The following is a 25,991-nucleotide window of genomic DNA, read 5'->3' as shown; positions in this document are numbered from 1 at the left end:
AGGGGGGCATTCGCCCTCCTCACACCATCGTCATTCCCGCGAAGGCGAGAATCCATTCGCAAGGACGCTGGGGGACAGAACCGGGGCATCCGCGCCAATGGATCCCAGCCTTCGCGGCGATGACGGTGGGTAGTGAGAATGGCGGTGCAACCCCGCCCGGGCATCTTCGCCTCGTGCTCAAACGCCCCTCCCGCCTCAGCGAAGCGGGAGGGGGAGCACGCATCACGCCTCGGTGCGGGCCTTGACGATCTTGCCCGGGTTCGCGGGCGGCTCGCCCTTGGGCAGCGCGTCGACATGGTCCATGCCGTCGATCACTTCGCCCCAGACGGTATACTGGCCGTCGAGGAAGGTCGCGTCGTCGAGGCAGATGAAGAACTGCGAGTTGGCGCTGTTCGGATTGTTGGTGCGCGCCATCGAGCAGACCCCGCGGACATGCGGCTCCTTCGAGAATTCCTGCGCCAGGTCCGGCTTGTCCGAACCGCCCATGCCGGTGCCCGAGGGATCGCCGCCCTGCGCCATGAAGCCGTTGATCACGCGGTGGAAGATCACGCCGTCGTAGAAGCCTTCGTCGGCCAGGCCGGCGATGCGCGCGACATGGTTCGGCGCGAGATCGGGGCGCAGGCGGATGCGGACGTCGCCGGTGTCGAGCGTGAGTACGAGCGTAGTGGGTTCGGCCATGGGGCACCTCTTCTCTAAAACTGGAACGAAGCCCTAAGCGGTGCGCTGCCGACTTGCAAATCCCCGCCGGGGATGGCAGCGCCCCTCGAACGGGGCCGCAGCACGGGAGGTCGGACGGTGAGCGAGACCGAACTGCACGAAGAGGCCGCCGCGCCCGAGAGCCAGCTCGACGAGGACGATCGGCTCAAGCCCGAATTCGTCAGCGCGGTGCTCGATGCGGTGGACGAGGGCGACGACGAGGCCGCGCATGTGCTGGTCGCGCCGCTCCATCCCGCCGACATCGCCGACCTGATCGAGCTGGTGCCGTCGGAGCGGCGCGCCGACGTCGTCACCGCCATCTCCGACCTGATCGACGGCGACGTGCTCGCCGAGATGAACGACTGGGTGCGCGAGGCGCTGGTCGACGCGCTCGAACCGCACCAGGTGGCGAACCTCGCCGCCGAGCTCGATACCGACGATGCGGTCGCGATCATCGAGGACATGGACGTCGAAGACCAGCGCGAGGTGCTCCGCGCGCTCGACCCCGATGACCGCGCCGCGATCGAGGAGGCGCTGTCCTACCCCGAGGAATCCGCCGGCCGCCTGATGCAGCGCGAGCTGATCGCGGTGCCCGAGCATTGGACCGTCGGCGACGTGCTCGACTATCTGCGCGGCAATGACGAGCTGACCACCGATTTCTGGGAAATCTTCGTCGTCGATCCCTCGCACAAGCCGATCGGCACCTGCGAGCTCTCCTGGATCCTGCGCACCCCGCGCGCGATCGCGATCAGCGACGTGATGAAGCGCGAGCAGACGCTGATCCCGATCGACATGGACCAGGAGGAAGTGGCGCTGCGCTTCCAGAAATACGCGCTGATCTCGGCCGCCGTGGTCGATCTCAGCGGGCGGTTGGTCGGGATGATCACGGTGGACGACATCGTCCACATCATCTCGCAGGAAGCGGGCGAGGACATTCTCCGCCTGTCGGGCGCGGGCGAAGGCGACATCAACGAGCCGGTGCTGCTGACGGTGCGCACCCGGCTGACCTGGCTGTTCGTCAATCTCGGCACGGCGATGCTGGCCGCCTCGGTGGTCGGGCTGTTCCAGGGCGAGATCGCCAAGTTCGCGCTGCTCGCGGTGCTGATGCCGATCGTCTCGGGCATGGGCGGCAATGCCGGCACCCAGACGCTGGCGGTGGTGGTCCGCGCGATTGCCACCAACCAGCTCACCGAATCGAACACCTTGCGGATGATCTGGCGCGAACTGCGCATCGCCGCGGCCAATGGTGCGACGCTGGGGCTGGCGATCGGGGCGGGGACGATGCTGGTCTATGGCATTCCGTGGCTGGCGGTCGTGATCGCGGCGGCGATGGTGATCAACAACGTGATCGCGGGGCTTTCGGGGGTGCTGATCCCGGTGACGCTGGACCGGCTGCGCGTCGACCCCGCGGTATCCTCGGCGGTGTTCGTCACGATGATGACCGACGTGATGGGATTCTTCTCGTTCCTCGGTCTCGCGACATTGGTGGGGCTGGGCGGCTGACTTGATCGCGGGGCGGGGATTGCCCAAATCGGCGGCGTGCCACTCCATCTCACCAAGGTCGCCTTTGCCTGCGACAGCGTCGATTTCCTGCGGTCCCGGCTCGAGGCGCGCGCGGCCGCAGGCGGCGTCGCGCTGACCACGCGTTATCTGCCCAAGCGGCACGCGGAGATCGACGGCGGCTCGCTGTTCTGGATCCTCAAGCACCAGCTGGTCGGCCGCTCGCCGATCCTCGGCTTCGGCGAGGCCGAGGGCGGGCGCACCGCGATCCTGCTGGAGCCCAAGCTGGTGCTGGTCCAGGCGCGGCCCAAGCGCGCGCATCAGGGGTGGCGCTATCTGGAAGATGCCGATGCGCCGCGCGATCTGGGCGATCTGGACGGCGGGGCGGACGAGCTGCCGCCGTCGCTGATGGGCGAGCTTGCCGGGCTGGGGCTGCTTTAAGCCTCTCCCCTTTAAGCGACGCTCAAACCGCCTCCGCCCGCAGCGGGCGGCTGAGCAGTGCGTCGATCACTTCGGCCACCGGCGCGCCTTCGAGCAGGGCGTTGACTGCCAGCGTGACCGGCATCTCCACCCCAGCTTCCGCCGCCGCCTCGCGCAGCACCGGGGCGGTGAAGGCACCTTCGGCCACCGTCTTGCGATCCGACAGCAGCTCGGCGGCGCTGCGACCCTGGCCAAGGCCCACGCCCAGCGAGAAGTTGCGCGAATTGGTCGACGAGCAGGTCAGCACCAGATCGCCTAGCCCCGAAAGCCCGGTCAGCGTCTCCGCCTGCGCGCCGCGCGCCAGCCCGAAGCGGGTCATCTCGGCAAAGCCCCGCGCGATCAGCGCCGCGCGCGCGTTGAGGCCCAGCCCGGCGCCCTCCACCACCCCGCAGGCGATGGCCAGCACGTTCTTCACCGCCCCGCCGATCTCCGCGCCGATCACGTCGGCCGAGGCATAGGGGCGGAAGGCGGGCGCGCCGAGCCGATCGCTCAGCCGCGTGCGCAGGTCGGCATCCTCGCACGCCAGCGTCACCGCCGTCGGCTTTCCCGCCGCGACCTCGTGCGCGAAGGTGGGGCCGGAGAGCACCGCGATCGGCGCATCCGGCGCGACGCTGCGCGCCACTTCGCCGACCAGCAGCCGGGTGCCCGCCTCGATGCCCTTGGCGCACAGCACCAGCGGCGTCGTGCCCACGGTCATCTCGGCCAGCACCGCGCGGACATGCTGCGCCGGCGCCACCACCAGCAGTGCGTCGCAGCCGGCAAGATCGCCCAGGCTGCCGGTTGCGCGGATGCTGGGCGAAAGCGGCACCCCGGCGAGGAACTGGCGGTTCTCGTGGTCCGCGTTGATGCTCGCCACCACCTCGGCCTCCCGCGCCCAAAGCAGCACCGGCGCATCGCCGCGCGCCGCCACCTGCGCGAGCGCGGTGCCCCAGGCGCCGCCGCCGATCACCCCGATCTTCATGCCTTCACTCCCGCGCCGCGCACCTTTTCCGCATCCGGATCGAGCGGCCAGCGGGGCCGCGCGGGTACGTCGAGCGGATCGGTAAGGCCCTGCGCGAAACGTTCGGCGCCGGCCCAGGCGATCATCGCGGCATTGTCGGTGCACAGCCACAAGGGCGGCGCGACGAAGGGCAGGGCATGCTCGGCTGCCAGCGCCTCCAGCGCCGTCCGCACCGCGGTATTGGCCGCGACACCGCCTGCCACGACCAGCGCGGTGGGCCGGGTCACCGCCAGCGCCAGCCGGGTGCGATCGACCAGGCAGTCGACCACCGCCTGCTGGAACGACGCGGCGAGGTCCTCGGCGCTATAGTCGTTGACCGCGCGCGCGACCGCGCTCTTGAGGCCCGCAAAGGAGAAATGCGGCTCGCCCGACCCGACCAGCGGGCGCGGCAGCGGCACCGCCTTGGGGTTGCCGCGCTCGGCGGCCTTCTCCACTGCCGGACCGCCGGGAAAGCCGAGGCCGAGCAGCTTGGCGGTCTTGTCGAAGGCTTCGCCCGCCGCATCGTCGATCGTGGTGGCGAGCCGTCGGTAGCGGCTCACGCCCTCGACCAGCAGCAGCTGGCAATGCCCGCCCGAGACGAGCAGCAGCAGGTACGGGAATTCCAGGCTCCGGTCGCCGAGGCGTGGGGAGAGCGCATGGCCCTCGAGATGATTCACCGCGACCAGCGGCTTGCCCGCGGCGAGCGCCAGCGCCTTGCCGGTGACCAGGCCCACCATCACCCCACCGATCAGCCCCGGCCCCGCCGTGGCGGCGATCGCGTCGACATCGGCCAGCGTCACGCCTGCCTCTTCCAGCGCCGCCTCGATCAGCGGCCCCAGCATCTCGACATGCGCGCGCGCGGCGATCTCGGGCACCACGCCGCCATAGGGCCGGTGCGCCTCTTCCTGGCGCGCCAGCTTGTGCGCGCGGATCGTGCCGTCGCTGGTCACCAGAGCCGCCGCGGTTTCGTCGCAGCTCGATTCAAGTCCGAGGATGAGTGCCATGCATCCCATCTAAGCCGCTTGGCGGCAGGGTCCAGAGGCCGGGGGCGTTTGGCTCCGCGATTACCCCCATTGCCGTCCTCTCCGCACGACCCTAGCACCACGCCCATGACTGCACTTCGCATCGGCACGCGCGGCTCGCCGCTCGCCCTTACCCAGGCCCATATGGTGCGCGACGCGCTCAAGGCCGCGCACGGCATCGAGGGCGAGATCGTTATCGTCCGCACCACCGGCGACAAGGTGCAGGACCGCCCGCTCGCCGAGATCGGCGGCAAGGCGCTGTGGACCAAGGAGCTGGATCGCGCGCTGCTGGCGGGCGAGATCGACTGCGCGGTGCATTCGATGAAGGACGTCGAGACCGTCCGCCCCGAGACGATCGCGATCGCCGCGATGCTGCCCCGCGCCGATGTGCGCGACCGGCTGGTCGGCGCCGAATCGCTCGCCGCGCTCAAGCCCGGTGCGGTGATCGGCACCGCCTCGCCGCGCCGCGCCGCGCAGGTGAAGCGCCACCGACCGGACGTGACCACCGTGCTGTTCCGCGGCAATGTCGATACGCGGCTCGCCAAGCTCGCGGCGGGCGAGGCGGATGCGACCTTGCTCGCGTCGGCGGGGCTGGAGCGGCTGGGGCGCTTCGATGTCGGCCATGTGCTGCCCACCAACGTGATGCTGCCGGCCCCGGCGCAGGGGGCGGTGGGGATCGAGGCGCGTGCCGACGATTCGCGGATGCTCGGGCTGCTTGCCGCGATCGACCACCCGAAGACCCGCGGCTGCGTGCTGGCCGAGCGGGCGCTGCTCGCCGCGCTGATGGCCGACTGCCATTCGCCGGTCGCCGCGCTGGCGACGATCGAAGGCGCGATCCTCACCATCGAGGCCGAACTCTATGCGGCCGACGGCAGCGCGCATGTCCACGGCATGATCGAAGGCGCGCCCGAGGATGCGATGCTGCCCGCGACGCTCGCCCGCGACCTGCTCGACCGCGCGCCCGAGGCGGTACGCGCGCTGTTCGCCGGATGAGCCGGCCGATCGCGGTGCTGCGGCCCGAGCCTGGCAACCGCATCACCGCCGCTGCCGTGGAGGGACGCGGTCGCACCGCGATCCGCCTGCCGCTGTTCGCCACGCGGCCGCTGGCATGGGAGGTCGCCGATCCGAGCGGCTTCGATGCGCTGATCCTGACCAGCGCGAACGCCGTCCGGCTAGCAGGGGAGGGCATGTCGAGGCTGCGGGGCCTGCCCGTCCACGCCGTGGGCGAAGCAACCGCGTCCGCCGCCCGGCGCGCGCATTTCGATGTCGTCGCGGTGGGCGGTGCGGGGGCGGCGGCGCTGGTCGCGGAGGCCGAGGCGGCGGGGGTGCGGCGTGCCCTGCACCTCGCGGGTCAGGAGCGGACGTTGCACGTCGGCGGCATCGTCGCGGCGGTTGTCCCGGTCTATGCCAGCGAGATCCTGCCGATTGCCGCCACGGACGCCGCAGCGCTGACGGGCTGCGTGGCCTTGGTCCAGTCCGCGCGCGCCGGCGCGCGGTTGGCGGAGATCGTGCCCGACCGCGGCACCGTACGGCTCGCGGCCGTCAGCGAAGCGGCCGCCGCCGGGGCGGGGCCGGGCTGGGCGGTGACCGCCGTCGCGGCCCGCCCCGAGACCGAAACGCTGCTCGACCTTGCCGTTGCGCTCGCGGATTGACCCGCGGGGCTGGTTGACCCGGGAAGCCCGCGCGGCGAAAAGGGCGGCCATGAGCGACGAGCCCCTGGCGCCCGAGCCGGTCCGAACCCTGAGTCCGCGCCGTAATCGAATGATCCCCGTTGGGCTGGGCTTCCTTGCCGGCGTCGCGCTCACCGCGGGTGCGATCGAGCTGGCCGGCCCGCATCTCAAGACCACGACGGACGATCCGAACAAGCCGGCAGCCTCGGCATCGCCCGCGGTCCCGCCGCTCAAGGTGCCGCCGCCGGTGCTGGCGCCTGCTACCGACGTGGCGACGCTCGACGCGCGCGAAAGCCAGCTCGCCGCGCGGCTCGATGCGCTGGAGCTGGAGCTGCGCCAGGCCGATGAGAGCGCGCGCAACGCGGCGCAATATTCCACCCAGGCCGAGCGGCTGATGGTCGCCGCCGCAGTGCGCCGTGCGGTCGAGCGCGGCCAGCCGCTGGGCAGCCTGGAGCAACAGCTCCGCGCCCGCTTCGGCGAGCGGCATCCGCAGGCGGTGGCGGCGATCGTGGCCGCTGCCGGTGATCCGCTGACGATCGAGGATCTCCGCATCGCGCTGGATACGATCGCGCCGCGGCTGGGCACCGGGCCGGACGACAGCCTGTGGGTGCGCTTCCGCAGCTTCGTGGGCGACCTGTTCGTGTTGCACCAGGCCGGCATGCCGAGCCCGCGCCCGGCCGAGCGCCTGCGCCGCGCCCGCAGCGCGCTGGCCGCCGGCAATGTCGAAACCGCGATCGCCGAAGTGGCGCACATGCCCGGCGCGTCGGTGGCGGAGGGCTGGACCAGCGCCGCCTCGCGCTATGTGAATGCCCGCAAGGCACTGGACGAAATAGAGAAGGCGGCAGCTGCAACGCCGCCCAAACCCCCGGTCGTGGCGCCGGCAGCCGCCCCCGCCCCGGCACCGGAGACACCGAGGAACGACTGAAATGGCAGACATGGGCCGGTTCGACTGGCAGGATCCGTTCGGGCTCGACGGCGAGCTTACCGACGAAGAGCGGATGGTGCGCGACGCCGCACGCGACTATGCGCAGGGCGAGCTGCTCCCGCGCGTCACCTCCGCCTATCTGGAGGAACGCTTCGACCGCGAGATCATGGCCGAGATGGGCACGCTGGGCCTGCTCGGGCCGACGATTCCCGAAACCTATGGCGGGGCAGGGCTCGGCTATGTCGCCTATGGCCTGGTGGCGCGCGAGGTGGAGCGAGTCGATTCAGGCTATCGCTCGGCGATGAGCGTGCAGAGCTCGCTCGTCATGCACCCGATCCATGCCTATGGCAGCGAGGAGCAGCGGCGGAAATACCTGCCCAAGCTGGCGAGCGGCGAGTGGGTCGGCTGCTTCGGCCTTACCGAGCCGGATGCGGGCTCCGATCCCGCCGGCATGCGCACCCGCGCCGAGAAGATAGACGGCGGCTACCGGATCACCGGCGCCAAGATGTGGATCACCAACTCGCCCATCGCCGACGTCTTCGTAGTCTGGGCGAAGAGCGATGCGCATGATGGCGCGATCCGCGGCTTCGTGCTGGAGCGGGGCATGAAGGGGCTCACCAGCCCCAAGATCGAGGGCAAGCTGTCCTTACGCGCCTCGGTGACCGGCGAGATCGTGATGGACGGCGTGGAAGTCGGCGAAGACGCGCTGCTTCCGAACGTCCAGGGGCTGAAGGGCCCGTTCGGCTGCCTCAACCGCGCGCGCTACGGCATCGCCTGGGGCACGATGGGTGCGGCCGAGGCCTGCTTCCATGCCGCGCGGCAGTACACGCTCGATCGCCACCAGTTCGGCCGGCCGCTCGCTGCGACCCAGCTGGTCCAGCTCAAGCTCGCCAATATGGAGACCGAGATCGCGCTCGGGCTGCAGGCGGCGCTGCGCTGCGGGCGGATGTTCGACGCCGGCACGCTGAGCCCCGAGGCGATCAGCATCATCAAGCGCAACAATTGCGGCAAGGCGCTGGAGATTGCGCGGGTCGCGCGCGACATGCACGGCGGCAACGGCATCTCGGCCGAATTCCACGTGATCCGCCACGCGATCAACCTCGAGACGGTGAACACCTATGAGGGCACGCACGACGTGCACGGGCTGATCCTCGGCCGGGCGATCACCGGCATCGCGGCGTTCTGATGGCGCCCGATCGGCAGCCGGTGCTGGAGGGCGACCTTGTCCGCATCCGGCCGCTGCTCGCAGAGGATTGGGAGGCGCTCTATGCGGTCGCCTCCGATCCGCTGATCTGGGAAGTCCATCCCCGGCCTGACCGCTGGCAGGAGCCGGTATTCCGGCAGTTCTTCGCCGAGGCGCTGGCCTGCGGCGGCGGGCTGGCGATCGAGGACAAGGCGACCGGCGCGATCATCGGCTCCAGCCGCTACGACTATCACGTGCCCGAAGAAGACGAGATCGAGATCGGCTGGACCTTCCTCGCCCGTGCCTATTGGGGCGGCACCTACAATCGCGAGGTCAAGCGGCTGATGCTCGACCATATCCATCGCACTGTGGGCACGGTCGTGTTTCTGGTCGGCAAGGACAATCTCCGCTCGCGCGGCGCCATGGCGAAGATCGGCGGGGAACTGGTTCCCGGGCGCCATCATCGCGGCGGCGGGCAGGTCTTCTCCGACCACGTCGTCTACGCGATCCGGCGCCCGTGAAGCCGCTCGCCGGCATCAAGGTGGTCGAGCTCGCCCGCATCCTGGCGGGGCCCTGGTGCGGGCAGCTGCTCGCCGATCTGGGCGCCGAGGTGGTGAAGGTCGAGCGGCCGGGGGCGGGGGACGATACCCGCCACTGGGGCCCGCCCTTCCTCCACGATGCCGAGGGCGTGCACCGCGATGCCGCCTATTTCCACGCCTGCAACCGCGGCAAGACCAGCATCGGCATCGACATCGCCACCCCGGAGGGCCAGGCGTCCGTAAAGGCGCTGATCGCCGATGCCGATGTGGTGATCGAGAACTACAAGGTCGGCGGGCTGGTGAAATATGGGCTCGATGCCGCCACCCTGCGCGCCGCCCATCCGCGGCTGATCGTCTGCTCGATTACCGGCTTCGGCCAGACCGGGCCCTATGCGACCCGCGCCGGCTATGACTTCATCATCCAGGGCATGGGTGGGGCGATGAGCCTCACCGGCGAGCCCGATGGCGCGCCGCAAAAGGCGGGCGTCGCTTATGCCGACATCTTCACCGGGGTCTATTCGGCGGTCGCGATCCTCGCCGCGCTGCGTCGGCGGGATGTCGAGGGGACGGGCGCGCATATCGACATGGCGCTGCTCGACACCCAGGTGGCGGTGCTGGCCAACCAGGCGCTCAACTGGATGGCGAGCGGCACGGTGCCGCACCGCATGGGCAACGGGCATGCGAATCTGGTGCCCTACCAGGCCTTTGCCTGCCGCGACGGCGAGCTGATCGTGGCGGTGGGCAATGATTCGCAGTTCGCCAGGCTCTGCGCCATCCTCGGGCTCGATCTGGCGCGCGATCCGCGGTTTGCGACCAATCCGGCGCGGGTGACGAATCGCGATGCGCTGATCCCGCGGCTCGCCCGCGCGATCCTCGATTGGGCCAAGGCGGACCTGTACGAAGCGCTGGAGGCGCAGGGCGTGCCGGCGGGACCGATCAACCGCATCGACGAGGTGTTCGCCGACCCGCAGGTGATCGCGCGCGGCATGGCGATCGTCCGCGAGGGGCTGCCGGGCCTGGCCAGCCCGATCACGATCGATGGCGAGCGTATGGTCGCCGAGCGCGCGAGCCCCGCCCGGCCCTGAGCAATCGCGTCCCACAATCCGTCATCCCGGCGGAAGCCGGGATCCATTCGCCACTCGCTGGAAGCAGGAGCCGGTACGGATACCCCAATGGACCCCGGCTTTCGCCGGGGTGACGGCGGGGGGAGTCAGATCGCCGGGTAGCGCAAGCGGCCTATGAAGCGGGAGAGGCTCGGCCGGTTGGTCGTGCGGTTGACGAACCCCGCCTTGGCCTTCTCGAACCGCATGATTCCCTCGATCCGGCGAGCGAGGAAGGCGCGGGTATCGGCCCACTCCTCGCTCTCGTCCTGCACGAATACCGCGATGGTTGCGGCATAGACGCTGCCGAGCGTCATCCGCTTGGTATAATGGTTGTAATCGGTCGCGGTATCGCCCGCCGCGCGCCACATCGCATCCGCCGCGCGCCAGCCGAGCTTGCTTGCCCGCGCGAGGTTATGCGGCATGGCGAGGATCGCCAGCGCCCGGCGCAGCGCGTCGCGATAGGGTGCGAGCAGCGCTAGTCGCGCCTCGACCAGCGCGGTGACACGCGCGCGGATCTTCATCCCCGCCAGCGTCTCGGGCGAGAGTTCGTCGAGCATTGCGCGGTCGATATGCGCGAACCAGGCGTCGATCATCGCCAGCGGGCCGTCCGAGAAGGCGAGTCGCGCCACGTCGCGGTCGACGCCCATGCCGTCGGCGGTGGCGTCCAGCGCCCGCTGGTTCCAGCCGTCAAAGGCGGCATTGGCGGCAAGCGACGGCGCGAGCGCCGCGCGCAGTTCATCGAGGGTGGCGTCGGCGAGATCCATGACTGCTGATCTAGGCCCGAAGCCGCCGCCCGGCAACCGCCTACCCCTTGGGCCGTACCGCGCCTTGCCGCACCAGCACCAGCGCCGCCGCGACCAGCACCGCGCCGAACAGGTCGGCGGTGGCGAGCCGCTCGTCGAAGATGATCCAGCCCAGCGCCGCGCCCACTGCCGGCTGCACCAGCAGCGCGATGCCGATCACCAGCGGCGAGAGATGGCCGAGCGCATAGATCATGCAGCCCTGCCCGATCAGCTGGCTGACGATGGCGAGCGCGAGCAGCGGCCACCAGAGGTGCGGCACGATCTGCTCGCCCATCGCCAGCGCGATCACCAGCAGCGGCGGGATGGTGGCGAGCGAGGACAGGGCCAGCGCCGGCACCGGGCCGAGCGACACCCGCACCCGCGCCATCAGCGCGAAATAGACGGCGTAGAACACGCCGGCGGCGAGGCAGAACAGGTCGCCCGCCAGATGCCGCGAGGAGAGTTCGGCCGAGCGCCCGAGCAGCAGCGCGCCGCCGATCGCCGCCAGCAGCAGCGCCGCGCCCTGCATCCTGCTCGGCCAGGCACGCGCGACGACGAAGCCGTAGATCGGGAAGATCAGCGACGCCGAGTTGCCGAACAGGGTGGAGTTGGCCAGCGTGGTGCGGACGATGCCGATATGCCAGCTCGCCAGGTCCAGCGCGAACACCACCCCGGCGATGGCGAGGATCCACCAGCGCCCGCGGCCCGCGGCGATCGGCTTTTCGCCCATCGCGGCAGCGGCGGAGAACAGGATCGGCGTGGCGATGATCAGCCGCCAGAACGCCGCCGAAACCGGCCCCACATCCGCCATCCGCACGAACAGCGGCCCCGTGGCCAGCGCGGTATTTGCGATCAACGCCGCGACGAGCGCGGTCGCAACATGGCTTCGTGCCGGGGAAGTTTTTGTTGTCGGTGCGTTGCCCTGCATGGCGCCCTCTAACGCCCTATCTGTGCGAAGTCACAAGCTTCCAAAGGAATTTCGATGCCCAGCCTGTTCGATCCGATTCAGCTCGGCGCGATCCATGCCGCCAATCGCGTGTGGATGTCGCCGCTCACCCGCGGCCGCTCCACGCGCGGCCATGTGCCGACGCCGGTCATGGTCGACTATTACCGCCAGCGCGCCAGCGCCGGGCTGATCATCACCGAGGCGACCGGGATCAGCCAGCAGGGGCTCGGCTGGGCCTATGCGCCCGGCATCTGGAGCGACGAGCAGGTCGAGGCGTGGAAGCCGATCACCGCCGCCGTCCATGAAGCCGGCGGCAAGATCGTCTCGCAGCTCTGGCACATGGGCCGACTGGTCCATTCGGACTTTCTCGGCGGCGAGCCGCCGGTCTCGGCCTCGGCGACCACGGCACCCGGGGAGGTCCGCACCTATCCGGCCGAGGACGCCGGCGAGATCAAGCGCCCCTACAGCCAGGCCCGCCCGCTGCGCACCGACGAGATCCCCGGCATCCTCGACGATTATGCCCGCGCGGCGGAAAACGCGATCCGCGCCGGCTTCGACGGGGTGCAGATCCACGCCGCCAATGGCTATCTGATCGACCAGTTCCTCCGCGACAATGCCAACTTCCGCGAGGACGACTATGGCGGGTCTATCGATAACCGCATTCGCCTCCTGCGCGAGGTGAGCCAGCGCGTCGTCGACACGATCGGTGCCGACCGCACCGGCGTGCGCCTGTCGCCCAACGGCGAGGTGCAGGGCGTCAACGACAGCAACCCGGTGCCGCTGTTCGAAGCTGCCGCCGCGGCGCTCGACGATATCGGCGTGGCGTTCCTCGAGATGCGTGAGCCGCGGGCCGGCGGAACCCGGGGCGAGCCCGACCAGCCGCCGGTCCATCCGGCGATGCGCAAAGTGTATCGCGGCGTGCTCGCGCTCAACTCGGACTATGATGCGGCCAGCGCCCAGGCGGCGCTCGATGCAGGCGAGGCTGATGCGATCGCCTTCGGCCGGACCTTCCTCGCCAATCCGGATCTGCCGCGTCGCCTGCGCGAGGGGCTGCCGCTCAATCCGCAGCGCGAGGAACTGTTCTACGTCGGCGGGGCCGAGGGCTATACCGACTACCCGACCGCCGACGAGCTCGCGCTTCAGTCGGCCTGATCGAAGCCGTCGATCCAGCGGGTGCTGGCCGCGCGGAAATGCGCACGCATTTTTGGTGGGGCCAGCACCATGCCGATCAGGAAGGGAAACCAGGGCCAGAACAGGAAGCTGCCCGTCACCAGCAGCGCGATCAGGATCGCGCCGCCGAAGCGCAGCGCCGCCAGCCGCGAATGCGCGGTATAGTTGAGCTTGATCGTGCGCGGCGCCTTGGCGTCGAACCAGCTGCGCGTAACGAAACTATCGGGTGTGGTTCTCGGCCGTTGGATCCCGAACCGCCAGCCTTGCGCACCCCTTCCGCTTGCGGGAGGGGCAGGGGGAGGATCTCCCCCGACACGCCGTCGGCCGGTACGGCCACCCCCTCCCCCGACCCCTCCCGCAAGCGGAAGGGGAGATTTGCTTTGGGACACTTCGCGCCCGGTGGTGCGATCCACCACGACCAGCCGCCGCCCCCGCTCTTCTACTCGGTAGCGGGAGGGCGGCATGTCCATGGGATCAGCCGAACTTGGCCTTGAGCGCCAGCATCGCCAGCGCCGCCTTGGCCGCCTCGCCGCCCTTGTCCTTCTGCTTCGGATCGGCGCGGACCAGCGCCTGCGCCTCATTCTCCACCGTCAGGATGCCGTTGCCGATCGCGACGCCGTCCATCGACAGCGCCATCAGCCCGCGTGCGCTCTCGCCCGCGACGATCTCGAAATGATAGGTCTCGCCGCGGATCACCACGCCGATCGCGACGAAGGCGTCGTAACGGCCGCTGTCCGCCGCCAGCGCGACCGCGCCCGGGATCTCCAGCGCGCCCGGCACGGTGATCACCTCGGCCTTGTGGCCCGCCGCCTCGATCGCGGCCTTGGCGCCGGCGATCAGCAGGTCGTTGAGATGCTCGTAGAAGCGCGCTTCGACGATGAGGACGTTGGCCATTATTGCTCCGAATCGATGGGGCGCGTGCCGGCGATCGACAGGCCGTAGCCGTCGAGCCCGATCAGCGTGTGATGGGTGTTGGAGAGCAGGATCATCTCCTGCACGCCGAGCTCGGTAAGGATGGTCGCGCCGACGCCGTAGTCGCGCAGCTCGTCCATGTCCTTGGGCGGAATCGCGCCGCTGCGGGTCTGCAGCGCCACGGTATAGCCGTCGGGGCGGGGGCGGTTGATCACCACGATCACGCCCGCACCTTCCTTGCCGATGATCTCCATCGACTTGCGCAGCAGCCCGCCGCGCGGGCCCCCCTCGCCGAACACATCGGCAAAGGGCGACAGTGCGTGCATCCGCACCAAGGTAGGCTTGTCGGGATCGATCCGGCCCTTGACCAGCGCGACCTGCTCGCTGCCCGTCGCCTTGTTCCAGAAGGTGAGGGCGCGCCACTCGCCGCCCCATTCGCTGGTGAAGCTCGCCTCGGCGCGCTGCTCGACGAGATGGTCGTAGCGACGGCGATAGGCGATCAGGTCGCGGATCGTGCCGATCTTGAGATTGTGGAGCTGGGCGAAGCCGACGAGATCGTCGAGCCGCGCCATCGTGCCGTCGTCCTTCATGATCTCGCAGATCACGCCGGCGGGGTTGAGCCCGGCGAGGCGGGCAACGTCGACCGCCGCCTCGGTATGCCCGGCGCGGACCAGCACGCCGCCGTCGCGCGCGACCAGCGGGAAGACATGGCCCGGGGTGACGATGTCCGCCCGGTCCTTGCTCGCGTCGATCGCGACCGAGATGGTGCGGGCCCGGTCGGCGGCGGAGATGCCGGTGGTCACGCCTTCCTTGGCCTCGATCGAGACGGTGAAGGCGGTTTCGTGGCGGGTACCGTTGGCACGGCTCATCAGCTCGAGCCCGAGCTGGTCGACCCGCGTCTTGGTCATGGCGAGGCAGATCAGCCCGCGGCCGTACTTGGCCATGAAGTTGATCGCGTCGGGCGTCGCCATCTGCGCCGGGATGACCAGATCGCCTTCATTCTCGCGATCCTCGTCATCGACCAGGATGAACATCCGGCCGTTGCGGGCCTCGTCGATCAGTTCCTCGGGCGAGGAGAGGAAGCCGTGCTTGAGCGCGGCGAGTTCAGCCTTTGGCACGCAATGCCTCCATGCGCTGAAGATAGCGCGCCAGCACGTCGATCTCCAGATTGACCGCCTGGCCGGGCTTCAGCGCACCGAAGGTGGTGACGGCGGCGGTGTGCGGAATGATGTTGAGGTGGAATTCGACGCCCTCGGGCGTATCGTCCACCGCGTTGACCGTCAGCGACACGCCGTCGACGGTGATCGAGCCCTTGGGCGCAACGTACGGCGCGATCTCCGGCCCCGCCGCGATCACGACATGGTGCGAGCCATCGATCGCCTCGATCAGCTTCACCCGCCCGATGCCGTCGACATGGCCGGTGACGATATGTCCGCCCAACTCGTCGCCGAGGCGCAGTGCACGCTCGAGGTTGAGCTTGCGGCCGGCGGTCCACTGGTCGTCGGCGGTGCGCGAGACGGTCTCGCCCGACACGTCGAAGTCGAGCCAGCCGGGTCCCTTGTCGACCACCGTCAGGCACACGCCCGAGCAGGCGACCGAGGCGCCGAGATCGATCTCATGGGTGGGATAGGCCGTCGCCACGCGCACGCGCAGGTCGCCCTGGCGCGCTACCGCGTCGATCGTGCCGACATCGCTTACGATTCCGGTGAACATCAGTTGCGCTCGTAGACCTCGAACCGATCGCTGCCAAGCAGTCGAGAGTCCAGCAGGCGCCAGCGATCATGCGCCTCGGACAATGCGGCGAGGCCGAATGCCTCGACCGCGGGTTTGCCGCCGCCGAGCAGGATCGGCGCGCGGTAGAGGAGGAGCCGGTCGACCATGTCGGCGCGCAGGAACGCGGTAGCCGCCTTGGCGCCGCCTTCCACCATCAGCGTGTCGATGCCCGCCAGGTGGCGAATATCGGCGATGTCGGCGATCCGCTCCCAGTCAGGCGGGGTGGGGCCGGTGGCGGAGAGCAGGATGCGGCGCGGCGCGCGATCGGCAAGGCCGGGCAGCCGCACGTCCAGCTTCGGGACATCGGCGAGGAAGGTGCCGCGGCCGACCAGGATGCCGTCGTGCCGGGCGCGTTCGAGATGGGCGTGGGCGCGGGCCTGGGGGCCGGTGATCCACTTGCTCTCGCCGGTCGAGAGCGCGATGCGGCCGTCGAGCGAGGTGGCGAGCTTGAGCGTGACGTGCGGGCGGCGCTTGGCGAGACGGGTGAGGAAGCCGGCCATGCTGCGGCGTGCCTCGGCCGCCATCAGGCCCGATTCGACCGCGATGCCAGCCTCTTCCAGCCGGGCGAAGCCGGTGCCGTCGGTGCGGGGATCGGGATCGCGCAGCGCGGCGACGACGCGGGCGACACCAGCCGCGACCAGCAGGTCGCTGCAGGCCGGGCCGCGCGGCGAGACATGCGCGCAGGGCTCCAGCGTGACATAGGCGGTGGCACCACGCGCAGCCTCGCCGGCTTCCGCCAGCGCCATCGCCTCGGCATGGGGACGCCCGCCCGGCTGGGTCCAGCCGCGGCCGACGATCCGGCCATCGCGCACCAGCACGCAGCCGACATTGGGATTGGGCGCCGTCCGCCCCTTGCCCCGCTCGGCCAGGCCGAGCGCCACCGCCATCCAGCGCGCGTCGTTCAAATCCCGTGCTTCTTCAGCCAGTCGTCATATTTCTTGAACTCGGCCTGGCGCTTTTTCTGCCGCTCGAGGAAGGCCGCTTCCTCTTCCTTGCGCTTCGCCTCGTCGACGCGCTGCTTGGCGCGGATCTCTTCCTCGGTGCGGGTGATCGGCCAGCTGTCGACGTAGATGATGTTCTTCTTGTACGGCACCGGCACGTGCGAATCCTTCACGAACATCACGATGATGCCGAAGGTGATCGCCAGTGCGAGCATCATGAACCAGAGCTCGTGCTTCTTGCGCGTCGCCAGATAGCCGCGAAGGTCGCGCAGTGCCTTGAGCGGCGAGATGTACTTGAGGAAGGTCATCGGTGGCCGAAGATAGGGACGCGGGGGCTCCAGGGCCAGCCCCCGCGTCCACGCCGCTGGGATCGGAGGGCGATCAGCGGGCGTCTTCGATCCGGAAACGGACGGTCATGGTCTTCCAGCTTTCCTCAGGCACACCGCCGCGGGTGGCGGCACGGAAGCGCCATTTGCCGAGCGCCTGGCGTCTGGTGACGGCGAAGAAGGCGTCGCTGGTGGCGCTGACCGGCTCCACCGCCTTCACCCGCCCGTCGGCGCCGATCAGCACGCGCAGGGTGACCAGCCCGTCGCGCTGGGCGCGCATCTCCTGCGCCGGATATTCGGGCTGGAAATCCTGCGCATAGCGCGGATCGGCGGTCGCGCCGATCAGTGCGGGGACGGGCTTGGGCGGATCGATCGTCGTCGTGGGGCCGGGATCGGCCGGCTTCCCGATCGGCGGAAGCGCATCGGGGATCTTCGTCGTGGTTTCGATGCTTGTCGTGCTGTCCGTGTCCACCAGCGGCTTCGGCGCGACCGGCGGCGCGGACGTGCGCGGCTGCACGTTTTCAACCGGCTTCGTCTCGTCCTCCGGCGGGGGCGGCGGACGGTCGCGCACGTCCACCGGGTCCATCACCACCGGCGGGTCCTCGAGCACCACGATATTCGGCGCGGCGAAGATCACCCCCGCGAGGATCGCCCCATTGATGGCGAGCGCGGCCCCGAAGCTGACCGAACGCGGTGCACTGGCATGATAGCGGGTATCGGCATGCATCACCTTGCACTCCTTCTCCAACACCGGTCTCTGAACGCCGGGTGAAAGAGATGGTATAACGTCGTATCGTCCTCGTAAAGCATCCGCGGTGCAGCGCTGGCACAGGCGGGGCGTCGATGCCCTCTTTGCGTCACGGAAACGTCGCACTAAAGGGCGCGAGCATCGGGACATCGCGACGCGGCACGGGAGGCCACGCACCAATGAAACTCATGGCCGGCAATTCGAACCTGCCGCTGGCGAGCGCCATCGCCGATTATCTGGAAATTCCGCTCACCCAGGCGAACGTCCGCCGCTTCGCGGATGAAGAGATCTTCGTCGAGATCCTCGAGAATGTCCGCGGCGAGGACGTGTTCGTGCTCCAGTCGACCAGCTATCCGGCGAACGACAACCTCATGGAGCTGCTGATCATGATCGACGCGCTCCGCCGCGCGTCGGCCAAGCGGATCACCGCGGTGCTCCCCTATTTCGGCTATGCCCGCCAGGACCGGAAGCCGGGCCCCCGCACGCCGATCTCGGCCAAGCTGGTCGCCAACCTGATCACCACCGCGGGCGCCAACCGCGTGCTCTCGGTCGACCTCCACGCCGGTCAGATCCAGGGCTTCTTCGACATCCCGACCGACAATCTGTTCGCGGCGCCGGTGATGTCGGCCGACATCCAGACGCGCTTCATCGACAAGCAGTGGATGGTCGTCTCGCCCGACGTCGGCGGCGTGGTGCGCGCGCGCCAGCTCGCCAAGCGGCTCGACAACGCCCCGCTGGCGATCGTCGACAAGCGGCGCGAGCGTCCCGGTGAGTCGGAAGTGATGAACATCATCGGCGAGGTGAAGGGCCGTTTCTGCATCCTGATCGACGACATCGTCGATTCGGCCGGCACGCTGTGCAACGCCGCCGCGGCGCTCAAGGCGGCGGGGGCCGAGGACGTGGTGGCCTATTGTACGCACGGCGTGCTCTCCGGCGCGGCGATGGCGCGCGTCGCCAAGTCCGAGCTGCGCGAGCTGGTGATCACCGATTCGATCGGCAACCACGAGATCGTCGCGGCCGGCGAGAAGGTCCGCCACCTCACCATCGCGCCGCTGATCGCCGAGGCGATCCGCCGCATCGCCGACGAAAGCTCGGTGTCGAGCCTGTTCGACTAATTCTCTCCTAAGCCCCTCCCCTTCAGGGGAGGGGTTGGGGTGGGGCGGTGTCTCACCGAGAGCAACGGAGGTTCTGGAATCCCTCCACCCCCAAACCCCTCCTCCAAGGAGGAGGCGTTTAAGAAGCTGCCTTCCCCACTGCCTCCCAGATCAGCGCCCCGCCCACCGCGATCATCAGCACATAGATCGCGGTGTAGAATCGCTCGGGCGACACCCGCCGCACCAGCCACACCCCCGCCAGCGTCGACACCAGCGCCAGCGGGAACAGCGCCGCCGAGGTCAGCAGGTTCGCGGGTGTGAACTGCCCCAGCGCCCAATAGGCCGGCACCTTGATCCAGTTGGTGGCGGCGAAGAAGATCGCCGTCGTCCCCACCAGCCGGTCGCGCGGCAGCCTGCGCGGCAGCACCCAGAGCTGGAAGGGCGGCTGGCCGGCATGGGCGATCTGGCTGGTGAACCCCGACGCGACCCCGAACAGGCTGCCCACCCATTCGGGCCAGCGCGCGGCCATCGCCGGCGTCGACCGGCCGCTCGCCCACAGCCGGTAGATCCCGAACAGGATCGAGATCGCCCCCACCGCCGCCAGCACCAGCACCGGCGAGACGCTCGCGGCGAAGCCATAGCCGAGCGCGATCCCCGCCATCGATCCGGGCAGCATCCAGCCCAGCAGCCGCCAGTCGACGGTGCGGCGGAACGCCCAGACGCTCACCACGTCCTGCAGGATCAGGATCGGCAGCGTGATCGCGGCGGCGCGCACCGGATCGATCGCGAGCGCCAGCAGCGGCAGCGACAGCGCGCCCATGCCGGCGAACCCGCCCTTGGAGAGGCCGAGCAGCAGCACGGCGGGCACGGCGAGCGCATAGAAATGCCAGTCGGTGATCATGCGGCATGCTCTCGCAGGGCGCGTACGGATTGCAAAGCGTCGAGTCCCCTCTACGATTTCCGCATGGGAGAGGATCGTACCGGCCAAACCGCGGTGCTGTTCGTATCGAAGCGCACCGCCGACGACGATGCAGGCTATGCCGAGGCAGCGATGGCGATGGACGTGCTCGCGGCGCAGCAGCCAGGCTATCGCGGCGTCGAATCGCAGCGCGGGCCTGCGGGCGTGGGGATCACGATCAGCTATTGGGCCGATGATGCCAGCGCCGCCGCGTGGCGCGACCATCCCGAACACGCCGCCATTCGCGCCAAGGGCCGCGCGCGCTGGTACGAATGGTATGAGGTGATCGTCACGCGGGTCGAGCGCGGCTATCGGTGGCATCGCGCATGAGCCGAGCGATCGATCGCGATTTCGCGCTGCTGTTCGGCGTGATGCTGATGATCGCCGCCGGCAATACCGCGCTCCAATCGATCCTGCCGGCGCTCGGCCGCTCGCTGCACGCCGCCGACAGCGCGGTGGCGGCGGTGTTCTCGGTCTCGGCGCTGCTGTGGATGCTCACCGCGCCCTTCTGGGCGAACCGGTCCGAGCGCGCGGGGCGGCGTGCCATGGTGCTGCTCGGCATCCTCGGCTTCACCGCCTCGCTGGGGCTGTGCGGGCTGTGCCTCGCGCTCGGCATCAACGGTGTGCTGAGCCCGTTCGCCACCTTCGCCGCCTTCGTCGTCGGCCGCATGCTCTATGGCGGCTTCGGATCGGCGGCGCCGCCGGCGGTGCAGGCGATCGTCGCCGCGCGCACCAGCCGCGAGGAGCGGACCAAGGCGCTGACCCTGCTCGCCTCGGCCTTCGGGCTGGGGACGATCCTGGGGCCCGCGGTCGCGCCCTATCTGGTGATGGGGCATCTCTGGCCCGGCGGCCCGCTGATCGGCCTGTCCGGCCCGGCCTTCGCCGCCAGCGCGGTGGGGCTGGTGCTGCTGGTCGCGGTGTTGCGGCTGCTGCCCGCCGATTCGGGTGCGATCGAGCATGGCGCCGCGCCCAGCTATCCCTCGATCGGCGGCCAGGGGACCGGCGCCAATGTGACGGCCGCGATGGGCGAGCATGTCGAGCACATCCGCACCTTCGACGCGCGCGTGCGCCCCTGGATGATCGCCGGGCTGGTCACCGGCCATGCCCAGGCGATGACCGGCCAGGCGATCGGCTTCCTGATCATCGACCGGCTGGCGCTCGCGCCTGCCGCCGCGCTGGAGCCGACCGGGCTGGTGCTGATGATCGGCGCGGGCGCCTCGCTGCTCGTCCAATGGGGGCTCATCCCGCTGCTCGAGCTCAAGCCGCGCGCGCTGATCCTGGCCGGGGCTGCGCTCGGCGCGCTGGGCTGCGGCATGACCGCGATGGCGGGATCGCTGTACGGCATCGCGCTCGGCTATGCGACGATCGCGCTCGGCATGGGCTTCGCGCGGCCCGGCTTCACCGCCGGCGCCTCGCTCGCGGTGGGGCCGCATGCGCAAGGGTCCGTGGCGGGGCGGGTCACCTCGATCAACGGCGCGGCCTTCGTGCTGGGCCCGTCGATCGGCGTGGCGATGTACGAGCTCTGGGGCGCGCTGCCCTATCTCGTCGCCGCGGGCGCGCTGGTGCTGCTGTTCGGCTATGGCTGGATCGCGACGCGCCGGCGCGACCGAGGCTGATTCGCGCGTCGCAGGGACGCCCGTTCGGCACGAGGCGAACTGCCCCGATTGCCGCATGTCACGATGTGGGAAGGCTGTTTGGATGCCCCGTGAGGATTCGAACCTCAATTGACGGAGTCAGAGTCCGTAGTCTTACCTTTAGACGACGGGGCACCAGACAGGTCGCGCCAGATAGGGGGATGCGGCGGCCCTGTCAACGCGCAATCGCGCGCTCGCCTTGCGCTGTCATCCTTGCTCGTCTAGCCTCGCATCCAAGCACCGGCCGAGCCGTTCTGGTTCGGTGACGGAAGAAGATAAGTGAGTTGATGATATGGGGGATGGCTCCGCCAGAATGCCCCGCGGGAGGCGCGTTTCCGCCGCCCGCCCTGCGCCGCCGCCGGCCGCGAAAGGGCCGGCACCGCGTTGGCCCGAAGCGCGCCATTATGCCGCGCTGGATCTGGGTACCAATAATTGCCGGCTGCTGATCGCGCGTCCGCAAGGATCGGGCTTCGCGGTGATCGATGCGTTTTCGCGAATCGTCCGCCTGGGCGAGGGGCTGGCGACGACCGGCCGCCTGTCCGACGCCGCGATCGAGCGCACGCTGGCCGCGCTGCGCATCTGCGCGGACAAGCTCAAGCGCCGCAACGTGGCCCTCGCCCGATCGGTGGCGACCCAGGCCTGCCGCCAGGCCGAGAACGGCGCCGAGTTCATCGAGCGCGCCTATCGCGAGACCGGAATCGCGCTCGACATCATCACCGCCGAGGAAGAGGCGCGGCTGGCGGTGCTCGGCTGCCATGCGCTGCTCGAGCCCGGGGACGGGCCGGCCTTGGTGTTCGACATCGGCGGCGGCTCGACCGAGCTGGTGCTGGTCGATTCGCACGCGCCGGTCCCGCGTATCCTCGACTGGCACAGCGCGCCCTGGGGCGTGGTATCGCTCAGCGAGGCGACCGGACAGAGCAAGGCAGTGGACGCCGATGCCCGCGCCGCGGCCTATGCCGACATGCGCGCGCGGGTGCGGGAGAGCTTCGCGCCTTTCGTCGCCCGGCTGCGCCCGCCCAAGGGTACGCCGCGGCTGCTCGGCACCAGCGGCACGGTGACGACGCTGGCCAGCGTGCATCTGGGGCTGGCCTCGTACGATCGCTCGGCGGTCGACGGGCTGATCGTGCCGAGCGCGGCGATGCGCGCGGTGAGCGCGCGAATCGCCGCGATGAGCGTCAAGGAGCGCGCCCAGGTGCCGTGCATCGGCAACGAACGCGCCGATCTCGTCTCGGCCGGCTGCGCGATCCTGGAGACGATCCTCGACATCTGGCCTGCCGAGCGGCTAGGCATCGCCGATCGCGGCATTCGCGAAGGCATCTTGCGGCGGCTGATCGGCGGCGCGCCCCTATAAGGTTGTGAGGAAGTAGCGATGAGCAGGGGCGGTGGCCGCGGCCATGTTCGCGTGCGCACGGCGCGCGGCCGGACGGCGCAATCGACGCGCTGGCTGGAGCGCCAGCTGAACGACCCCTATGTCCGGCGCGCCAAGGCCGAGGGCTATCGCAGCCGCGCGGCGTACAAGCTGACCGAGCTGGACGAGAAGTTCGGGTTCCTGAAGGGGGCCAGGCGGGTGGTCGATCTCGGTGTCGCGCCGGGCGGCTGGACCCAGGTGGTGCGGCGCGTGCTGCCCAAGGCGGCGGTGGTCGGCATCGACCTGCTGCCGGTCGACCCGATCGAGGGCGCGACGCTGCTCCAGATGGACTTCATGGACGATGCCGCGCCCGACCGGCTGATCGAGGCGCTGGGCGGCGCGCCCGACCTGATCCTGTCGGACATGGCGGCAAACACCGTCGGCCATCCGCAGACCGATGCGCTGCGCACCATGGCGCTGGTCGAGACCGCGTTCGATTTCGCGCTCAAGACGCTGGCCCCGGGCGGTGATTTCGTCGCCAAGGTGTTCGCGGGCGGGGCCGATTCGGCGCTGATCGCCGAAATGAAGCGCGCCTTCGCGACGGTGAAGCACGCCAAGCCGCCGGCCAGCCGCAAGGGCTCGGTGGAATGGTATGTCGTGGCGCAGGGGTTCAAGGGACGGGCGGAACCGGCCGGCGAGCCCGAGCAGGAACAGCAATAGCCTATCCTCCCCCTCGAGGGGGAGGGCAATCGCATATGGCCAAGGACTCCCGTCATCCCGGCGGAAGCCGGGATCCATTGGCGCTGATGCCACGGTTCTTTCCCCCAGCGCACAGGGCAATGGATCCCGGCTTCCGCCGGGATGACGATGGTTTTCGATGCACCGATATCCTTCGGGTTCAAATGCGAGAGCCCTGCCCGCCAGGGGGAGGATACGGTAGCGACGCCCATGCGCCATTCCCACAGCCGTCCGTCCTATGCCGAAGCGCTCGCGCAAAGCGGTGTTCTAACGCGTCTCGCCGCCTTCGACCCGCATGTCGCAGGCACGCCGCCGCTCGGCCTCGACCTGCCTGATAGCGACATCGACATCCTCTGCCATGCCCCCGATCCCCAGGCCTTCGCCGTGGCGCTATGGGAATCCTATCGCGACCGCCCCGGCTTCGCGATGTGGCAGTGGCAGGGCAGCGATCGCCCCGTGGTCGCGCGCTTCCATTGCGCCGGCTGGCTGTTCGAGCTGTTCGGCCAGGCCCGTCCCGTTGCCGAGCAGCTCGGCTGGCGGCATTTCGCGATCGAGCGTCGGCTGCTCGCATTGGGCGGCGAACCGCTCCGCACCGTCGTGATGGCGCGCCGGCACGCAGGCGCCAAGACCGAACCCGCCTTCGCGCAGGTGCTGGGGCTCGCGGGCGATCCCTATGCCGCGCTGCTCACGCTCGAGGGGCTCGACGACGACACGCTGCGCGCCCGGATCGGTGCCTGAAACAAAAAGGGCCGGCGTTTCCGCCAGCCCCTTTGTCGGTCGTTCGATTCGAAGGCGATCAGCCCTCGTAGTCGCCGCCCAGATTCTGGTTGCGCGGCGGGGCTGCGGCGGTGAGGCGGAGCGCCTCGGCCTGGGCCTGGATCGAGCCGATCTCGTCGGGCGCATCCTCGTCGTCGACGCGGACGCGCTGCAGGCTCGCCACCACCGCTTCCTGCAGATGGTCCGGGCGCACGGTCTCTTCGGCGATTTCGCGGAGCGCGACAACCGGGTTCTTGTCGCGATCGCGATCGAGGGTCAGGTCGGCACCGCCGGAGATCTGCCGCGCGCGCTGCGCAGCGAACAGCACCAGGTCGAACCGGTTCGGAATCTTGTCGACGCAATCTTCGACAGTGACGCGCGCCATCCTGTTCTTCCTTAGATGTCAGGGCCGGGAAAGACCGGCCAGTTAGGGGCCGAGCCCGCAAATGTCAAGAAAAGCCGCCATGCCTGCGCGAGGGAGCGCGATGCGGCTTCGATCGTTACGCAGGTTCACCTACCGGAGGCTTCCCGCTCGATGGCACCCTATGCCGATCCCGAACCGCTTGCCGAGGGCATGGCCGCCGGGCATGCCCCGATGATGCCGCCGCTCGCCCAGCCCAGCTTTACCGTCGACGGCAACCGGCTGACGCTGCTGCCCGAGGGGCCCGAGCGGATGCGCGCGCTGCTGGCACTGATCGCGAGTGCCGAGCGGACGCTGCGGGTGCTCTATTACATCTATCTCGACGACGCGGCCGGCGCCGCGGTGCGCCAGGCGCTGATCGATGCGGCGGCGCGCGGGGTTCGGGTCTATCTGATCGTCGACGGGCTCGGCAGCGAGCATGCCGAGAGCAACGATTTCTTCGATCCGCTCCACGCCGCGGGCGTCGAGGTATGCCGATTCGTGCCGCGCTGGGGGCGGCGCTATCTGTTGCGCAACCACCAGAAGCTGGCGCTGGCCGACGAGGCGCGGGTGATCGTCGGCGGATTCAATATCGAATCGAGCTATTTCGGCACCGCCGCCGACCATGCCTGGCGCGACATGGGGTTGCTGGTCGAGGGCCCGGCGGCCGAGCGGCTGACCGGCTATTTCGATTCGCTCGCCGCCTGGGCCAAGCGGCCGCGCGCGACGCTGCGCTCGCTCGGGCGTATGCTGAAGGCGTGGAGCGAGCCCGAGGGCGAGACCCGCTGGCTGCTCGGCGGGCCGATGCGGCGGCTGTCGCCCTGGGCGCGGGTGGTGAAGCACGACATGGAGCGGGCGAATCGGCTCGACCTGATCGCGGCCTATTTCGCGCCGAGCCCGGCGATGCTGCGGCGGCTCGACAAGGCCGGGCGGCGCGGGCAGGTGCGGCTGGTGCTGCCGTCGAAGCTCGACCATACCGCCGCGATCTGGGCGGCGCGCTTCACCTATGCCGGGCTGCTGCGCAAGCAGGTGGAGATCTACGAATATCAGCCGACCAAGCTGCATACGAAGCTCTATGTGATCGACGACGTCGTCCATATCGGCTCGGCCAATTTCGACATCCGCAGCATGTTCCTGAACCTCGAGCTGATGCTGCGGGTGCAGGACCGGGCCTTCGCCGCGCATGTCCGCGGCTATGTCGATGGCGAGATCGCGCAGTCCGAGCGGATCACGCCCGCGCTCTACAAGGCGCGGACCGGCTGGTGGACGCGGGTGAAGCAGTTTGCCGCCTATTTCGTGATGGCGGTGCTCGACTATAACGTCACGCGGCGGCTGAACTTCGGCGACAAGGGCCCGATGGAGCATTGA

The 25,991-nt window shown here is 69.6% G+C and carries 30 protein-coding genes and 1 tRNA gene; 16 read left to right on the top strand and 15 right to left on the bottom strand.

The genetic code is table 11. From position 1 onward, the window contains the following. Positions 1-222: 222 nt before the first annotated feature. Entirely contained in the window at positions 223-678 is a 456-nt protein-coding gene (locus tag GGR89_RS01965) for a peptidylprolyl isomerase (RefSeq protein ID WP_121072686.1), read from the bottom strand. Positions 679-795: 117 nt separating this feature from the next. On the opposite strand from GGR89_RS01965, the gene mgtE reads away from it, so the two are divergent. Together mgtE and GGR89_RS01955 are read left to right on the top strand one after the other, a co-directional pair. After that, positions 796-2,199: a magnesium transporter gene (gene mgtE, locus GGR89_RS01960; protein ID WP_125973030.1), complete on the top strand. Its 1,404-nt coding sequence runs from the start codon at positions 796-798 to the stop codon at positions 2,197-2,199. A gap of 36 nt (positions 2,200-2,235) precedes the next feature. Next, positions 2,236-2,637, top strand: a complete 402-nt coding sequence (locus GGR89_RS01955) for a DUF1489 family protein (protein ID WP_125973028.1) — start codon at positions 2,236-2,238, stop codon at positions 2,635-2,637. Between the two features lie 22 nt (positions 2,638-2,659). On the opposite strand, the gene GGR89_RS01950 is transcribed toward GGR89_RS01955, so the two are convergent. Both GGR89_RS01950 and tsaD read right to left on the bottom strand, forming a co-directional pair. Further along, positions 2,660-3,637 carry an NAD(P)H-dependent glycerol-3-phosphate dehydrogenase gene (locus tag GGR89_RS01950; RefSeq protein ID WP_125973026.1) on the bottom strand — a complete coding sequence of 326 codons (978 nt, stop codon included), beginning with the start codon at positions 3,635-3,637 and terminating at the stop codon, positions 2,660-2,662. Beyond that, positions 3,634-4,659, bottom strand: a complete 1,026-nt coding sequence (gene tsaD / locus GGR89_RS01945; RefSeq protein ID WP_125973024.1) for a tRNA (adenosine(37)-N6)-threonylcarbamoyltransferase complex transferase subunit TsaD — start codon at positions 4,657-4,659, stop codon at positions 3,634-3,636. The genes GGR89_RS01950 and tsaD overlap by 4 nt, the downstream gene beginning before the upstream one ends. A 105-nt stretch (positions 4,660-4,764) precedes the next feature. On the opposite strand from tsaD, the gene hemC reads away from it, so the two are divergent. From hemC to GGR89_RS01915, 6 genes are read left to right on the top strand one after another with little or no spacing between them, the layout of a single operon-like run. Then, entirely contained in the window at positions 4,765-5,670 is a 906-nt protein-coding gene (gene hemC, locus GGR89_RS01940; protein WP_125973022.1) for a hydroxymethylbilane synthase, read from the top strand. Beyond that, positions 5,667-6,329 (top strand): uroporphyrinogen-III synthase, encoded by a 663-nt coding sequence (locus GGR89_RS01935; RefSeq protein ID WP_125973020.1) that lies wholly within the window; start codon positions 5,667-5,669, stop codon positions 6,327-6,329. Before hemC ends, GGR89_RS01935 begins: the two co-directional genes overlap by 4 nt. Before the next feature lie 49 nt (positions 6,330-6,378). After that, a complete protein-coding gene (locus GGR89_RS01930) occupies positions 6,379-7,272 on the top strand; it encodes a hypothetical protein (protein ID WP_125973018.1) in 894 nt (297 codons plus the stop codon). Between the two features lies 1 nt (position 7,273). Then, positions 7,274-8,458 (top strand): acyl-CoA dehydrogenase, encoded by a 1,185-nt coding sequence (locus tag GGR89_RS01925; protein WP_125973016.1) that lies wholly within the window; start codon positions 7,274-7,276, stop codon positions 8,456-8,458. Then, positions 8,458-8,976 carry a GNAT family N-acetyltransferase gene (locus tag GGR89_RS01920; RefSeq protein WP_125973014.1) on the top strand — a complete coding sequence of 173 codons (519 nt, stop codon included), beginning with the start codon at positions 8,458-8,460 and terminating at the stop codon, positions 8,974-8,976. The genes GGR89_RS01925 and GGR89_RS01920 overlap by 1 nt, the downstream gene beginning before the upstream one ends. Next, positions 8,973-10,079, top strand: coding sequence for a CaiB/BaiF CoA transferase family protein (locus tag GGR89_RS01915; protein ID WP_125973012.1), 1,107 nt, complete (start codon positions 8,973-8,975; stop codon positions 10,077-10,079). Before GGR89_RS01920 ends, GGR89_RS01915 begins: the two co-directional genes overlap by 4 nt. A 125-nt stretch (positions 10,080-10,204) precedes the next feature. Here the strand turns inward: GGR89_RS01915 and GGR89_RS01910 are convergent, their stop codons facing one another. Both GGR89_RS01910 and GGR89_RS01905 read right to left on the bottom strand, forming a co-directional pair. Continuing rightward, the gene (locus tag GGR89_RS01910) at positions 10,205-10,861 is read right to left on the bottom strand and encodes a COQ9 family protein (RefSeq protein ID WP_125973010.1); all 657 of its coding nucleotides are present in this window, start codon (positions 10,859-10,861) and stop codon (positions 10,205-10,207) included. A 40-nt stretch (positions 10,862-10,901) separates the two neighbouring features. Beyond that, the gene (locus GGR89_RS01905; RefSeq protein WP_125973008.1) at positions 10,902-11,807 is read right to left on the bottom strand and encodes a DMT family transporter; all 906 of its coding nucleotides are present in this window, start codon (positions 11,805-11,807) and stop codon (positions 10,902-10,904) included. A 54-nt stretch (positions 11,808-11,861) separates the two neighbouring features. Here GGR89_RS01905 and GGR89_RS01900 point away from each other — a divergent pair, with 54 nt between their 5' ends. Beyond that, positions 11,862-12,977 carry an alkene reductase gene (locus GGR89_RS01900; protein ID WP_125973006.1) on the top strand — a complete coding sequence of 372 codons (1,116 nt, stop codon included), beginning with the start codon at positions 11,862-11,864 and terminating at the stop codon, positions 12,975-12,977. Here the strand turns inward: GGR89_RS01900 and GGR89_RS01895 are convergent. The 7 genes from GGR89_RS01895 to GGR89_RS01865 form a co-directional block, all read right to left on the bottom strand. Beyond that, on the bottom strand, positions 12,965-13,459 hold the full coding sequence (locus GGR89_RS01895; RefSeq protein WP_245201528.1) for a hypothetical protein: 495 nt from the start codon (positions 13,457-13,459) through the stop codon (positions 12,965-12,967). The two genes, GGR89_RS01900 and GGR89_RS01895, sit on opposite strands and share 13 nt — an antisense overlap. A 10-nt stretch (positions 13,460-13,469) precedes the next feature. Then, positions 13,470-13,889: a 6,7-dimethyl-8-ribityllumazine synthase gene (ribH, locus tag GGR89_RS01890; RefSeq protein WP_019369069.1), complete on the bottom strand. Its 420-nt coding sequence runs from the start codon at positions 13,887-13,889 to the stop codon at positions 13,470-13,472. Further along, the gene (ribB, locus tag GGR89_RS01885) at positions 13,889-15,025 is read right to left on the bottom strand and encodes a 3,4-dihydroxy-2-butanone-4-phosphate synthase (protein ID WP_125973004.1); all 1,137 of its coding nucleotides are present in this window, start codon (positions 15,023-15,025) and stop codon (positions 13,889-13,891) included. Before ribB ends, ribH begins: the two co-directional genes overlap by 1 nt. Continuing rightward, on the bottom strand, positions 15,012-15,620 hold the full coding sequence (locus GGR89_RS01880) for a riboflavin synthase (protein WP_125973002.1): 609 nt from the start codon (positions 15,618-15,620) through the stop codon (positions 15,012-15,014). Before GGR89_RS01880 ends, ribB begins: the two co-directional genes overlap by 14 nt. Further along, positions 15,620-16,567, bottom strand: a complete 948-nt coding sequence (gene ribD, locus GGR89_RS01875) for a bifunctional diaminohydroxyphosphoribosylaminopyrimidine deaminase/5-amino-6-(5-phosphoribosylamino)uracil reductase RibD (protein ID WP_125973273.1) — start codon at positions 16,565-16,567, stop codon at positions 15,620-15,622. The genes GGR89_RS01880 and ribD overlap by 1 nt, the downstream gene beginning before the upstream one ends. Before the next feature lie 14 nt (positions 16,568-16,581). Next, positions 16,582-16,929 carry a hypothetical protein gene (locus GGR89_RS01870; protein ID WP_125973000.1) on the bottom strand — a complete coding sequence of 116 codons (348 nt, stop codon included), beginning with the start codon at positions 16,927-16,929 and terminating at the stop codon, positions 16,582-16,584. Between the two features lie 73 nt (positions 16,930-17,002). Continuing rightward, positions 17,003-17,674 (bottom strand): energy transducer TonB, encoded by a 672-nt coding sequence (locus GGR89_RS01865; protein ID WP_125972998.1) that lies wholly within the window; start codon positions 17,672-17,674, stop codon positions 17,003-17,005. Between the two features lie 200 nt (positions 17,675-17,874). Here GGR89_RS01865 and GGR89_RS01860 point away from each other — a divergent pair, with 200 nt between their 5' ends. Next, positions 17,875-18,810, top strand: coding sequence for a ribose-phosphate pyrophosphokinase (locus GGR89_RS01860; protein WP_125972996.1), 936 nt, complete (start codon positions 17,875-17,877; stop codon positions 18,808-18,810). Positions 18,811-18,928: 118 nt separating this feature from the next. Here the strand turns inward: GGR89_RS01860 and GGR89_RS01855 are convergent, their stop codons facing one another. Next, a complete protein-coding gene (locus tag GGR89_RS01855; RefSeq protein WP_125976967.1) occupies positions 18,929-19,690 on the bottom strand; it encodes a sulfite exporter TauE/SafE family protein in 762 nt (253 codons plus the stop codon). A gap of 63 nt (positions 19,691-19,753) precedes the next feature. Between GGR89_RS01855 and GGR89_RS01850 the strand changes: the two genes are divergently transcribed. Then, the gene (locus tag GGR89_RS01850) at positions 19,754-20,077 is read left to right on the top strand and encodes an antibiotic biosynthesis monooxygenase family protein (protein ID WP_125976966.1); all 324 of its coding nucleotides are present in this window, start codon (positions 19,754-19,756) and stop codon (positions 20,075-20,077) included. Further along, entirely contained in the window at positions 20,074-21,363 is a 1,290-nt protein-coding gene (locus tag GGR89_RS01845; protein ID WP_125976965.1) for an MFS transporter, read from the top strand. The genes GGR89_RS01850 and GGR89_RS01845 overlap by 4 nt, the downstream gene beginning before the upstream one ends. Before the next feature lie 79 nt (positions 21,364-21,442). Here the strand turns inward: GGR89_RS01845 and GGR89_RS01840 are convergent. Beyond that, positions 21,443-21,516 (bottom strand) — tRNA-Gln (locus tag GGR89_RS01840). Positions 21,517-21,694: 178 nt separating this feature from the next. On the opposite strand from GGR89_RS01840, the gene GGR89_RS01835 reads away from it, so the two are divergent. The 3 genes from GGR89_RS01835 (at position 21,695) to GGR89_RS01825 (ending at position 24,205) form a co-directional block, all read left to right on the top strand. Continuing rightward, positions 21,695-22,732 carry a Ppx/GppA phosphatase family protein gene (locus GGR89_RS01835; RefSeq protein ID WP_125976964.1) on the top strand — a complete coding sequence of 346 codons (1,038 nt, stop codon included), beginning with the start codon at positions 21,695-21,697 and terminating at the stop codon, positions 22,730-22,732. Between the two features lie 18 nt (positions 22,733-22,750). Next, positions 22,751-23,449 (top strand): RlmE family RNA methyltransferase, encoded by a 699-nt coding sequence (locus GGR89_RS01830; protein WP_125976963.1) that lies wholly within the window; start codon positions 22,751-22,753, stop codon positions 23,447-23,449. Between the two features lie 228 nt (positions 23,450-23,677). Beyond that, a complete protein-coding gene (locus GGR89_RS01825) occupies positions 23,678-24,205 on the top strand; it encodes a DUF4269 domain-containing protein (RefSeq protein ID WP_125976962.1) in 528 nt (175 codons plus the stop codon). 58 nt (positions 24,206-24,263) lie between these two features. Here the strand turns inward: GGR89_RS01825 and rpoZ are convergent, their stop codons facing one another. Further along, a complete protein-coding gene (gene rpoZ / locus GGR89_RS01820; protein ID WP_125976961.1) occupies positions 24,264-24,608 on the bottom strand; it encodes a DNA-directed RNA polymerase subunit omega in 345 nt (114 codons plus the stop codon). 210 nt (positions 24,609-24,818) lie between these two features. On the opposite strand from rpoZ, the gene GGR89_RS01815 reads away from it, so the two are divergent. Further along, the gene (locus GGR89_RS01815; protein WP_164542691.1) at positions 24,819-25,991 is read left to right on the top strand and encodes a phospholipase D-like domain-containing protein; all 1,173 of its coding nucleotides are present in this window, start codon (positions 24,819-24,821) and stop codon (positions 25,989-25,991) included.

Source organism: Sphingomonas trueperi, assembly GCF_011927635.1.
GTDB classification, from domain to species: domain Bacteria; phylum Pseudomonadota; class Alphaproteobacteria; order Sphingomonadales; family Sphingomonadaceae; genus Sphingomonas; species Sphingomonas trueperi.
The sequence above is the reverse complement of the archived record's forward strand: the minus strand, read 5'-3'. Positions and strand labels throughout refer to the sequence as shown.

Coding starts and splice junctions, on each gene's coding strand:
- GGR89_RS01935 (WP_125973020.1), top strand. CDS start 5,667: ATGAGCCGGCCGATCGCGGTGCTGCGGCCCGAGCCTGGCAACCGCATC.
- GGR89_RS01965 (WP_121072686.1), bottom strand. CDS start 678: ATGGCCGAACCCACTACGCTCGTACTCACGCTCGACACCGGCGACGTC.
- GGR89_RS01905 (WP_125973008.1), bottom strand. CDS start 11,807: ATGCAGGGCAACGCACCGACAACAAAAACTTCCCCGGCACGAAGCCAT.
- GGR89_RS01900 (WP_125973006.1), top strand. CDS start 11,862: ATGCCCAGCCTGTTCGATCCGATTCAGCTCGGCGCGATCCATGCCGCC.
- GGR89_RS01925 (WP_125973016.1), top strand. CDS start 7,274: ATGGCAGACATGGGCCGGTTCGACTGGCAGGATCCGTTCGGGCTCGAC.
- GGR89_RS01825 (WP_125976962.1), top strand. CDS start 23,678: ATGCGCCATTCCCACAGCCGTCCGTCCTATGCCGAAGCGCTCGCGCAA.
- GGR89_RS01845 (WP_125976965.1), top strand. CDS start 20,074: ATGAGCCGAGCGATCGATCGCGATTTCGCGCTGCTGTTCGGCGTGATG.
- ribD (WP_125973273.1), bottom strand. CDS start 16,567: ATGGCGGTGGCGCTCGGCCTGGCCGAGCGGGGCAAGGGGCGGACGGCG.
- GGR89_RS01850 (WP_125976966.1), top strand. CDS start 19,754: ATGGGAGAGGATCGTACCGGCCAAACCGCGGTGCTGTTCGTATCGAAG.
- GGR89_RS01895 (WP_245201528.1), bottom strand. CDS start 13,459: ATGCCGCCCTCCCGCTACCGAGTAGAAGAGCGGGGGCGGCGGCTGGTC.
- tsaD (WP_125973024.1), bottom strand. CDS start 4,659: ATGGCACTCATCCTCGGACTTGAATCGAGCTGCGACGAAACCGCGGCG.
- hemC (WP_125973022.1), top strand. CDS start 4,765: ATGACTGCACTTCGCATCGGCACGCGCGGCTCGCCGCTCGCCCTTACC.
- GGR89_RS01830 (WP_125976963.1), top strand. CDS start 22,751: ATGAGCAGGGGCGGTGGCCGCGGCCATGTTCGCGTGCGCACGGCGCGC.
- GGR89_RS01865 (WP_125972998.1), bottom strand. CDS start 17,674: ATGCATGCCGATACCCGCTATCATGCCAGTGCACCGCGTTCGGTCAGC.
- GGR89_RS01920 (WP_125973014.1), top strand. CDS start 8,458: ATGGCGCCCGATCGGCAGCCGGTGCTGGAGGGCGACCTTGTCCGCATC.
- GGR89_RS01860 (WP_125972996.1), top strand. CDS start 17,875: ATGAAACTCATGGCCGGCAATTCGAACCTGCCGCTGGCGAGCGCCATC.
- GGR89_RS01950 (WP_125973026.1), bottom strand. CDS start 3,637: ATGAAGATCGGGGTGATCGGCGGCGGCGCCTGGGGCACCGCGCTCGCG.
- GGR89_RS01870 (WP_125973000.1), bottom strand. CDS start 16,929: ATGACCTTCCTCAAGTACATCTCGCCGCTCAAGGCACTGCGCGACCTT.
- ribH (WP_019369069.1), bottom strand. CDS start 13,889: ATGGCCAACGTCCTCATCGTCGAAGCGCGCTTCTACGAGCATCTCAAC.
- GGR89_RS01855 (WP_125976967.1), bottom strand. CDS start 19,690: ATGATCACCGACTGGCATTTCTATGCGCTCGCCGTGCCCGCCGTGCTG.
- GGR89_RS01910 (WP_125973010.1), bottom strand. CDS start 10,861: ATGGATCTCGCCGACGCCACCCTCGATGAACTGCGCGCGGCGCTCGCG.
- GGR89_RS01815 (WP_164542691.1), top strand. CDS start 24,819: ATGATGCCGCCGCTCGCCCAGCCCAGCTTTACCGTCGACGGCAACCGG.
- GGR89_RS01880 (WP_125973002.1), bottom strand. CDS start 15,620: ATGTTCACCGGAATCGTAAGCGATGTCGGCACGATCGACGCGGTAGCG.
- GGR89_RS01930 (WP_125973018.1), top strand. CDS start 6,379: ATGAGCGACGAGCCCCTGGCGCCCGAGCCGGTCCGAACCCTGAGTCCG.
- GGR89_RS01835 (WP_125976964.1), top strand. CDS start 21,695: ATGCCCCGCGGGAGGCGCGTTTCCGCCGCCCGCCCTGCGCCGCCGCCG.
- rpoZ (WP_125976961.1), bottom strand. CDS start 24,608: ATGGCGCGCGTCACTGTCGAAGATTGCGTCGACAAGATTCCGAACCGG.